This window comes from Dietzia papillomatosis NBRC 105045 (genome assembly GCF_001570845.1).
GTDB classification, from domain to species: domain Bacteria; phylum Actinomycetota; class Actinomycetes; order Mycobacteriales; family Mycobacteriaceae; genus Dietzia; species Dietzia cinnamea.
This window is the reverse complement of sequence record NZ_BCSL01000070.1, coordinates 1-9,141: the sequence shown is the minus strand read 5'-3', so window position 1 is coordinate 9,141 and position 9,141 is coordinate 1. Positions and strand designations below refer to the sequence as shown.

The 9,141-nt window shown below is 62.9% G+C and carries 11 protein-coding genes; all 11 read right to left on the bottom strand.

Going from position 1 to position 9,141, the window contains the following annotated elements; all coding sequences use genetic code 11:
• Positions 1-542: Dyp-type peroxidase (locus DPA01S_RS15360; protein WP_232303204.1), on the bottom strand; the 542-nt coding region annotated here is incomplete at its 3' end.
• A gap of 204 nt (positions 543-746) precedes the next feature.
• Positions 747-1,307, bottom strand: a complete 561-nt coding sequence (locus tag DPA01S_RS15355) for a copper chaperone PCu(A)C (protein WP_084374812.1) — start codon at positions 1,305-1,307, stop codon at positions 747-749.
• Between the two features lie 260 nt (positions 1,308-1,567).
• A complete protein-coding gene (locus DPA01S_RS15350; protein WP_061917650.1) occupies positions 1,568-2,200 on the bottom strand; it encodes a vitamin K epoxide reductase family protein in 633 nt (210 codons plus the stop codon).
• Positions 2,193-2,834 (bottom strand): DsbA family protein, encoded by a 642-nt coding sequence (locus tag DPA01S_RS15345; RefSeq protein ID WP_061917647.1) that lies wholly within the window; start codon positions 2,832-2,834, stop codon positions 2,193-2,195. Before DPA01S_RS15345 ends, DPA01S_RS15350 begins: the two co-directional genes overlap by 8 nt.
• A gap of 277 nt (positions 2,835-3,111) precedes the next feature.
• Positions 3,112-3,966 carry a cytochrome c biogenesis CcdA family protein gene (locus tag DPA01S_RS15340; protein WP_061917644.1) on the bottom strand — a complete coding sequence of 285 codons (855 nt, stop codon included), beginning with the start codon at positions 3,964-3,966 and terminating at the stop codon, positions 3,112-3,114.
• Entirely contained in the window at positions 3,966-4,529 is a 564-nt protein-coding gene (locus DPA01S_RS15335; RefSeq protein WP_061917642.1) for a TlpA family protein disulfide reductase, read from the bottom strand. Before DPA01S_RS15335 ends, DPA01S_RS15340 begins: the two co-directional genes overlap by 1 nt.
• Before the next feature lie 292 nt (positions 4,530-4,821).
• Entirely contained in the window at positions 4,822-5,757 is a 936-nt protein-coding gene (locus DPA01S_RS15330; RefSeq protein ID WP_061917639.1) for a cation diffusion facilitator family transporter, read from the bottom strand.
• Between the two features lie 7 nt (positions 5,758-5,764).
• On the bottom strand, positions 5,765-6,214 hold the full coding sequence (locus tag DPA01S_RS15325; RefSeq protein WP_084374810.1) for an ArsR/SmtB family transcription factor: 450 nt from the start codon (positions 6,212-6,214) through the stop codon (positions 5,765-5,767).
• A gap of 216 nt (positions 6,215-6,430) precedes the next feature.
• On the bottom strand, positions 6,431-6,832 hold the full coding sequence (locus DPA01S_RS15320) for a MerR family transcriptional regulator (protein ID WP_061917636.1): 402 nt from the start codon (positions 6,830-6,832) through the stop codon (positions 6,431-6,433).
• A 29-nt stretch (positions 6,833-6,861) separates the two neighbouring features.
• Positions 6,862-7,854: an arsenic resistance protein gene (locus DPA01S_RS15315; RefSeq protein ID WP_061917633.1), complete on the bottom strand. Its 993-nt coding sequence runs from the start codon at positions 7,852-7,854 to the stop codon at positions 6,862-6,864.
• Positions 7,855-8,261: 407 nt separating this feature from the next.
• Positions 8,262-9,029, bottom strand: a complete 768-nt coding sequence (locus DPA01S_RS15310) for a hypothetical protein (protein WP_081615168.1) — start codon at positions 9,027-9,029, stop codon at positions 8,262-8,264.
• Positions 9,030-9,141: the final 112 nt, after the last annotated feature.

Sequence of the window (9,141 nt, the reverse complement as noted above, 5' to 3'; positions counted from 1 at the left end):
TCTGAAAACAGCAGCGCCTCGAAGTCGGATTCGGCGGGGGCGGGGTTGACGGTGCCGTCAAGCTGGCCAAACAGATTCCGCTGCGTCCGGCCGGACGGATCGGTGCCAACTGCCCGCCGGAATCCGCGCTGGACCCACCGCTGGGTGGCGACACCACGGACACCGGAGGCCAGGACGCGGGCGGCGTGAGCCACCGTGAGTGGGTCATCCGCGCAGATCTGAAGCAACAGGTCTCCGCCGGACCATCTGTCCTCGAGACGGTCAATCTGCGGGAAAGCGGGGAGCGGTCGAAGCCACTGCGGACTGCGGCCGCCCAGTCCGACTTTGCCGAGCAGGTTGGGACCGAAACCGATGGTGACTGTCAGTCGGGCAGGATGCTCTGCCAACTCGGGCTGGAGATCGGCAAGTCCGCTTCGACCCCGCGCCAACCGGGCGGCGTCGTGAGTCCAGGTGCGCAGCACTCCAGTGAGGTTCTCTCGGTGCGCCTTCTTGCTGAGGTCAAAGGCCAGGAAGACCGCGTGCGCCTGCGGCGCGGTGGTCACTCCGGCCTGTCGGTCGCCATAGAATGGCTCCGTCGCGTCTCCGACCGCGCGAGAATCGGTGAGAACAGCCCTGTCTGCGGAGCTGGAAGTGGCGGTCCTATCGGCGACACCGAATCCTACGACGCCGCCGGCCAGAGCGGCGCCACCGGTCAGAAAGCCCCGGCGGCCGAGTTGTGGACCACGGTCAGACCTCGCCACCGTCGTTCACTCCCCGCCCTGATATTTTTCGTTGCCCCCCTCGAAGGATCTCCCTGAGACGACCATCTCAGTGCTGTTGCCATCGTCGAGTTCGAGAGTGATCGTCACCTGTTGGCCTGTGGTGATCGGGCCACGCAGCCCGATGAGCATGACGTGATTGCCCCCCGGCGCCAAAATGAGTTCGCCGCCCGGAGGGATCGCAAACCCTTCCTCTCGCTTCTGCATCGTCGCCGCGCCGGTCGGGCCGGGCACAGTCTCGTGCAGCTCGGCCTGCTCGGAAACGTCGGAAGAAGCACCGATCAGCCGAAGGTCGGAGTCGGACTGATTTCGCAGGGTTCCGAACACCGGCGTCATCACCTCGGCCTGGCGATTCATCTCGCCACCGGAATGCTCAGTTTCGGCGCCATTCGGGTCAGCTGCTTTGACCCAGACATCTTCTGCCACCAGCGGGGCAACCTCAGCCGGCGCCGATGATGTAGCCGTAGCGTCGCCCTGGGAGTCTGCAGTGCAGCCGGATAGCAGCAGAGTACCGGCGGTGATCGCCGCAGTGAATACCGATTTGCGCATTGTGTTCACTCGAACTCTCCCCCTCCGCAGCACGGAAGGTTGGGGCCACCTTCGGCGTTGGGCAGGCACCTCGCACTCACATGAAGGACCATGGTGAAGCGATTCGAACCGCGGAACGTTAGTGCCAGTGTATTATGCTCCGCGCTGTCACCTGTAACTGGGCGCGGTCGGGTGTGCGGGCGCGGCCCCGCGAGCGATGATGAGCGGCGTGTTCGCGGTGCTTGGATCACTCAAGTGGCCCAAGGAGTTGGTGCTGACGGTTACATCAAGCTGATCCAGTAGTCCCAGAAACGGGCCGCGATCAGTGTGATGACGAGGAGAACCCAGGCGGTGAGAAGTACGCCGTGGTAACCCGTGGCGATCTCAATGCTCTGTCGCGCCCATCGCGGCGTGGACCCCTGGAAGTGCTGGAGGTTGTACACGGTGGTGTACCAGAATATCGGGATTGTCACCGCCCACACGACCATGCAGTACGGACACAAAGCGCCGATTACGTAGAGACTTTGATAGATCAGCCAGTGGACGAACACCACCGCGAAGGTGACACCGACTTGGGCGCCAACCCAAAACCAGCGGCGAAATCCACTGCCGGCCAGGACTGCCCCACCGACGACAGCGACCGCGGCGAACCCTGCGATTCCGATAATCGGGTTCGGGATGCCGAAGGCCTCAGCCTGGGGTGTGGTCATGACTGAGCCACACGAGAGAATCGGGCTGACGTCGCAGGTGGGTATGTAGTCAGGGTTGACCAGTAGTTCGAGTTTCTCTACCAGCAGCACGATGGCTGCGGCGAGCCCGATGAGCCCTGCACCGATCAGCAGTGCACCGAGCCGACGGGCGCCCACCTGGACGTGTGCGAAGTCAGCCTCGGACCCTGCCGCGGTTTCAGTCATTCAGGGCTGCCTCGATGCTGGCTTCCAGATCGGCAACGCTTGTCGGCTCGAGGCGTTGGCCGTCCAGAAACAGCGTCGGCGTGCCGGTAACTCCGAAGGCTTGAGCGTCTTGTCTGCTCTGTTCGATGCTGGCCAACGTGGCCGGATCGTTGACATCGGCACGGAAACGGTCGACATCTAGTCCCAGTTCATCGGCGTAACCGACGAAAGTTTCCGCCTGGGAAGTGGATTGGTGGCCCCACTGGTCAACGGAGTCGAACAGTCGCTGATACATGGCCTCGAACTCACCCTGTTCGGCCGCAGCTTCCGCCGCCAGTGCTGCATTGACCGAGTTATCGTGCAACGGCATGTGACGCACCACGAATTCAACCCGATCCCCGTACTTGTCCCGTAGGTCCTCGATCACCGGGTACAGAGCCAAACACCCTTCACATTCGAAATCGAGGTACTCGACGAATACTGCTTCCTCACCCTCGGACAATCGGGGGCTGTCCTCACGCACCAATTGCGCGGTCGGCTCGTCCCCGACCGCCTCAGGGGATGACTCGTCTTGACTGTTCCAGACCAGCATGCCGGCCAGGATGAGCCCGACAACACCGATCAGGGCCAAGGACAATGCCAGGTTCTTACTCAAGTGACTTCCCTACTTTTAGAGGCTGTGCAACCAGACGACCGGACACCGTCTCGCACGGAATTCTGAGCATTCCCGGAGGCGTGCCGACGGCTCGCGACCGACTTCTGGTAACGCAGAGGCACGGTCAGGTACGGACAGCAATGGTGGGCGGCAATGACGGAGCCAGTGTGCCAGCGACGGTTCGGGGAGCGGTAGCTCCGATACGAGCAGCCCACAGACCATTGATGATGATGGCTGCCAGCGACCGGACGACAATCTGCGTGCGCACACTCCTAACTCAGATCGGCAGCGTGGTGTCGGAGATGGCGAAGTCGCGAAGCCAGTACACGAACTGAGTCCAAAGACCACTAAGCAGCAGCAAACCGACGATGATGAGCATGACGCCGCCGGCGATCTGAATTTTCCGGGTGTGTCGTTGCAGCCATCCGACGGTGCGGATGGCCCTCGTAGACCCAAACGCCACTACCACGAAAGGCAGTCCAAGCCCCAAGCAGTACGCCACAATAAGGAGCACTCCGCGAGCCGCGTCGATTCCAGTCCCAGCGGCCACTGACAAGGCCGCCGCCAGCGTCGGACCAAGACAGGGGGTCCACCCCAGAGCGAAGACGGCCCCGAGCAACGGTGCGCCCGCCCAGGTCGACAGAGCTTTGGGCTGCATGCGGGTGTCCCTCTGAAGTACGGGAACGACCCCGATGAACACCAGCCCCATGAGGATTGTGACTACTCCGCCGAGCCGCTGCAGTAGCTCCTGCTGGGGGGCGAGATACTGCACGGCCCCCAACACCATCGCCGACAGCAGGACGAACACCACCGTGAACCCTGCCACGAACAGCAGAGCCGCCAGAACCACGCGTTTGCGCGATGACGATCGGTAGCGCTTCTCCTCAAGCGTGAGCGTGCCCGATGCGGCGCGACGTTGTTCTGCCGCCTGCACTGTGACTGCCGGGCGCTCCGCACCGACAATGCTTGCGAGATAGGCCAGGTAGCCGGGCACGAGCGGAACCACGCACGGCGAGGCGAACGACACGAGCCCCGCGAGCATGCACGCACCTAGCGCGAGCAGAAGTGGGCCGGAAGCCGCTGTCTGCTGAAAGGCCTCACCAATGGACTGCGCGAGCAACACCGTGCTCATCAAGCGTCGCTCCCGACCGGCTCCGCGAGCAGCCTCTCGATGAGCGGCTCCAACTGATAATCAGTGATCTCCGCTAGAAACACCGCAGCCACCCGATGTTGCTTATCGAGGATCAGTGTCGCCGGCACCACCGACGTGGGAAAACCGTCCAGTGCCGCGACCGCAGCCTGGGACGGGTCCCAGATCGAGGGATAGGTGACCCCGTTGTCCTTGACGAAGTCAACGGGTTTGTCGCGATTCGGGTCACGCAAATTGACGCCGACATTGGTGAACCCTCGGGATTCGTACTTGTCCTGCAAGCGTTGTAGATCGTCGATCTCCGCTCGGCACGGCCCACACCATTGGCCCCACAGGTTGATCAGCACCACATCGCCGGGATAATCACCGACGGCCACGGTCATCTCGGGGTCGAGCAGGTTCGGCCCAGACATCGGCGCGATCTTCCTACGCTCCTCCGGAGGGTCGTAGAAAATCTCCAACTGGCCATTCGGGCTGACGAAGTCGAACGTCTCGCCGGTAGCGACAGCGCCAGCTCCGGTCGCGCAGCTTGTCAGCGTCAGCATGCCGACTATGGCTGCGGCTACTGTTCCGATGGACTTGCAGGAAGTGCGGTTTCGGCGACCGCGCACTGCTCTAGGCCTTATGGACAGTCTCGCCATGCCAACATCTTCCCTTCGAGGACCCCCACCGTGGCTGACCATACTGACCGGCTCGGTGATCACCGAACTCGGGCAAGCGCCGACCAGGTCTTCATCCACCAAGGCGAAGCCGGCCGGGCGGGCTCCACTGAGTTAGATCATGCATCTTCAAGACGTCGGCGCATATACCCGTGTTCGGTTCCCTATCTCCCGTACTTCAGGGGTGCCGCGCGACCGGGGGTTCGTGATCTCGGTGGTGCTGGGTCTCAAGCTGGAAGGTGGTGTGCTCGATGTGGAAATGCTCGGCCACACAGTGCCGCACGGTATCGAGGATCTCCGGGGCATGACCGTCCTCGAAGCACTCATCGTCAAGAACGACATGGGCAGACAGTGTGGGAAGACCGGTGGCGACAGTCGAGGCGTGGAGGTCGTGGACCTCCCGCACGTGGTCGATCGCAAGGATGTGCGCTCGGACCCGGTCGAGGTCGAGGCCAGCCGGGGTGAACTCCATGAGGACGTGGGTAGTTTCTCGAACCAGAAGGAAAGCCCGGGGAATGATCATGAGCGCTATAGCGACAGCGGCGATGGTGTCGGCACGCTGAAACCCGGTGGTCATGATGAGCACGGCTGAGACGATGACCGCCAGCGTTCCCAGCGCGTCCATGAGGACTTCCAGGAACGCGGCGCGCATGTTGAAGTTCGCGCCGCGGCTGGACGCGAGCACGAGTGCGGCAGCGATATTGAGAGCCAACGCGACGACGCCGAAAATCAGCAACTCTGCACCCGCGACTTCTGGAGGGTTGCTCCAGCGCTGGACTGCTTCGACAAGGGCGTAGACGCTGACGCCGGCCAGGAGCAGTGCCTGGCCGAGGGCCGCCAAGACCTCGATGCGGCGAAAACCCCAGGTTCGCCGCTTGTTTGAGGGACGAACCATCAGTACCGCCGCGACCAGCGCGACGAGCAGCCCGATGGAATCAGTCAATGAGTGGACGACATCAACGAGCAGCGCCAGGCTGCCGGTGATCCAGGCGCCGACACCCTGAGCAACGACGATGGAGAAGACCAGCGCGAAGGCAATGCCGAGCTTTCTACGGAAGTCCGGTGCCGACGCGGCTTCCTCCGAACTCGGTCCGTGACTGTGTCCAGCACTCATAGTGGTTTCAGACCTTTCCTCGACTGGTGGATGGCTGCGACAATTGGGGCACTCGCATGACAGTCTCGGTCCACTGAGCCGCATCGCGATCATGGAGATCGCGGTGCTCGCGCAGCGAAAGCGTGGTCCCCGATGCGCTCAGGAGCGCCGCTGCAGACTCGATCAGGGCTTCCAACCGAGTTGGGTCCGCCAGCGAGAACCAGGAGGCCCTGCCTTCGATCCGCACAGTCACCAGCCCGCAGTCCCGAAGACAGGCCAGATGCTTGCTCACCGTGGACTGCGCCAGGTGCATGTGGTCAACCACATCCCGCACCCGGTGCTCGCCGCTACCGAGGTGCTCGAGAATCGCCAACCGCGTCGGCTCTGCCAAAGCATGAAACAGCGCCGCATACACGCTGCGATCCTCCAACTGGAGGGACTCGTCGACCGGGTCACCCGATACGCTATCAATCGTCATATGACGATGATAGCTCAGTATGGCGATCAGTGGGGATGTGGTGGCATCAGTCATAGCGCACCGGGGTGCATGAGGGCCGAGAAGGGCGAGCTGATCAGGAACGATGCTGGCTCGTGCGCAGATTAGTTGTGCAGCGCCGATGCGTCGCAGACCGGTTCTGGCAGTCCGGCGGTGTCGTGGAGCCCCCGTAGCTCTGCTTGGGTCGACCACCAGGGGTCATACGAGAGCGCTGAAGGCGCACTCGGACCGGCAGGGCCTGGTGCTGTCGGGGCATGTTGCAACGTGATCGAGTGACCGGTCCAGCACTGACCGGAGCTCTTCCAGCCTTTGAATGGTGTCGTCGACCTCGCGTAGCCGATCGGTGAGCAGTGGGTGCAGGGCATCTCGAGTATTGGTGCAGGTCCCCGTTGCGGTGACCTGGAGCAGCCATTTGATCTGGTCGAGTTCCAAGTCCATCTGCTTCGCCCCGTGGATGAACGACAGACGCTCGAGAACCTCTGGCCCGTACTGGCGGTAGCCATTGCTGGCCCGGGTCGAGCTGATCAGGCTGAGCTTTTCGTAGTACCGCAGCGTGGTGGCCGGCACTCCGCTGCGCCTGGCCACTTCAGAAATACGCATGCGCTCGTTCTCCTAGCGGGTCTTCAAGGTTACCGGTCGGCGATGGAGACGGCAGCCTGTTCATCGAGGGCGCCCTTGTCCCGGTGGCGGATGATTTGACTGAGTACTGCGAGGATCGGCAACTCGATCAACGGTCCCACCACCAGAGCGACAGCAATCAGCGGCCGATCAGGGAAAGCCGCCACCGCGATACCCAGAGCGATGGGCGAATTCCTGGCCGTGGTCACCATTGTCAGAGTGACCCGCTGTGGACCAGGTAGGTGCAGCAGTCGAGCTGCCCCGGTGGCGGTCAGCGGGAGGATGACGAAGAACAGGAGTAGCGGAGGTAGTAGCAGCAGCATTTCGGTGCCGTTCTCGGCGACCACGGGTGCTTGCCAGGCGAACATCGCGAAGACCGCTAGGCACAGCAGCGGCGTGACCACCCGGTTCGCCCACCTCATCAGGTGCTGTTCCCGCCATCGCCGGCCCTTGAATCCCGCGCTGACCCAGCGCAGTATGAACGCCACTCCCAGTGGGGTGAGGAGAATCAGCCCTACTGCCTCCAGCAGGGTGCCAGCGTCGACCATCGCAGCCTCACCACCGAGCAACATCACGTAGACCGGCAACAAAAGCAGCTGTAACACGAGATTGACGGGAAGCAGCGCCGTAGCGATTCCTGCATGGCCACGCGCCATCGCGGTGAAGACGAGATACCAATCGGTACACGGGGTGACGAGCAACAGCAACAACCCGATTCGAAGATCGGGCTGCTCACCGAGCAAGCCAATACCCAGGCCCCAAGCGAGAAGCGGCGTGAAGACGTAGTTCAACACCAAGCTGACAGCGACCAGCGCCTTGGCGTTGCCCACGTCCTTCAAGTTCGAGGCGTCGAGCTGGACGAACACAGCGATAAGCATCACCAGCAGAGCCGGAATTACTACGTACTCGCCGCTGGCACCGAGCGGAGTCGCAAGACCGACCCCCAACCCGGCCAGAGCGGCCGCGGCGACAAACACGCTTTGCAAGCGCTCGATCCAGGTCATCGATGGGCCTCCATCAAACAGCAGCTGCAGGGCAGCCCCAAAGGTAAACCTTCAAGTTGACTGGAAGGTCAAGTCCGCCCGGCCTCGGCGGGAGGGCCCACGCAGCTGTTGTCGCGTTTGACGATCCCCTACCGCGACAACTGCCCCGTGTGTCCCGTGCCTGGGACTCGGCAGCTCGCACTCCACTGGTGGCCCATGCAGCTGTGGCGCAGAGGTGCAGTGCAAAAGAAGTGCGCGCATCAGGGTCTCGCGCGACGCTGGCGGAACGGAGATCGGTCGCGGTCCGTGCCATGCCCACTAGGCCGGGGCCATGCGCTGAGGACGGCCACGGCAGACGCCTGGGGCCCGCATGGTTGCATTCGTGGCAGAGGTGCGGGATCATAAAGGCGAGCAGAGACCGACCCTTCCTACTGGAACAGTCGGCTTACCCCCTGGACATATGCTGCGGCACCCAGGGGGTCGCTCTTATTTGCGGGCAGTTCAAGCGTCACCGTTTGCCCGTCGAGGCGAGTGACGAGATCTTCGTCGTGGGTGATGTACCTACGATAAGTGTGACTGACCAGGTCGGGTAGCCAGAGCAGGTTCTCGATCGATGGGGACACATGCATCACTGGAAAGTGTCGGCTGATAGCGCCGCTCTGGCGCGCCTGCCTAATGGTGTGCAAGTCGCGGTCGGTGTCTTGATGTCTGTTCTGTCGCTCTAGGACGATCATCTTGGCCTGCGCGGGGACGACGCGTTGGTGGCCCTCGCCGGCGCCTGGGCGTGGAGCCTGGGAGTCTAGTGCGGCGAGTAGAGCGGACAGGCTCACCGCACGCATACCGATGGCCTGGTCGTCCGGACCTGGGGTATGGCAGACGGCCAGGACGCACGGGTCGCGATAGTCAGCGAGGTAGTCCGTCAGCTCTTCGATCTTCGGGAGTCCGTCTTGGGTCTGCTGTGCGTCGACGGTATGCCACCAGTTGCCGCCGACGATGCGATGCAGGTCCGCGCGGATATCCACGTGATCGTCGATCGTCAGCAGCACCGCGGCCAGGGCGTAGAAGGGCTTTTCGCCTGGGCGACAATCGTTGGGGAGTCGGTACGCCTCGTCCACGAACGCCACCCGCTCTCGACCAGGCAGGCTTCGGTAGCGGGCCGTTAACCGTTCGAGATCCCCTCTATTGCGCGGGTCCATGCTCCGTCAGCCTTCGACCGTTGAAGGCGATCCCGCCGTGCCACCCGACTGGTGGTCGGACCTGCGTGAGGGATGAGTTCCGGCGTCAGCCAGACGCTGCAGCTGGTCAGCT

Coding starts and splice junctions, on each gene's coding strand:
- DPA01S_RS15340 (WP_061917644.1), bottom strand. CDS start 3,966: ATGAGCACGGTGTTGCTCGCGCAGTCCATTGGTGAGGCCTTTCAGCAG.
- DPA01S_RS15310 (WP_081615168.1), bottom strand. CDS start 9,029: ATGGACCCGCGCAATAGAGGGGATCTCGAACGGTTAACGGCCCGCTAC.
- DPA01S_RS15330 (WP_061917639.1), bottom strand. CDS start 5,757: ATGAGTGCTGGACACAGTCACGGACCGAGTTCGGAGGAAGCCGCGTCG.
- DPA01S_RS15355 (WP_084374812.1), bottom strand. CDS start 1,307: ATGCGCAAATCGGTATTCACTGCGGCGATCACCGCCGGTACTCTGCTG.
- DPA01S_RS15335 (WP_061917642.1), bottom strand. CDS start 4,529: ATGCTGACGCTGACAAGCTGCGCGACCGGAGCTGGCGCTGTCGCTACC.
- DPA01S_RS15350 (WP_061917650.1), bottom strand. CDS start 2,200: ATGACTGAAACCGCGGCAGGGTCCGAGGCTGACTTCGCACACGTCCAG.
- DPA01S_RS15325 (WP_084374810.1), bottom strand. CDS start 6,214: ATGACGATTGATAGCGTATCGGGTGACCCGGTCGACGAGTCCCTCCAG.
- DPA01S_RS15315 (WP_061917633.1), bottom strand. CDS start 7,854: ATGACCTGGATCGAGCGCTTGCAAAGCGTGTTTGTCGCCGCGGCCGCT.
- DPA01S_RS15320 (WP_061917636.1), bottom strand. CDS start 6,832: ATGCGTATTTCTGAAGTGGCCAGGCGCAGCGGAGTGCCGGCCACCACG.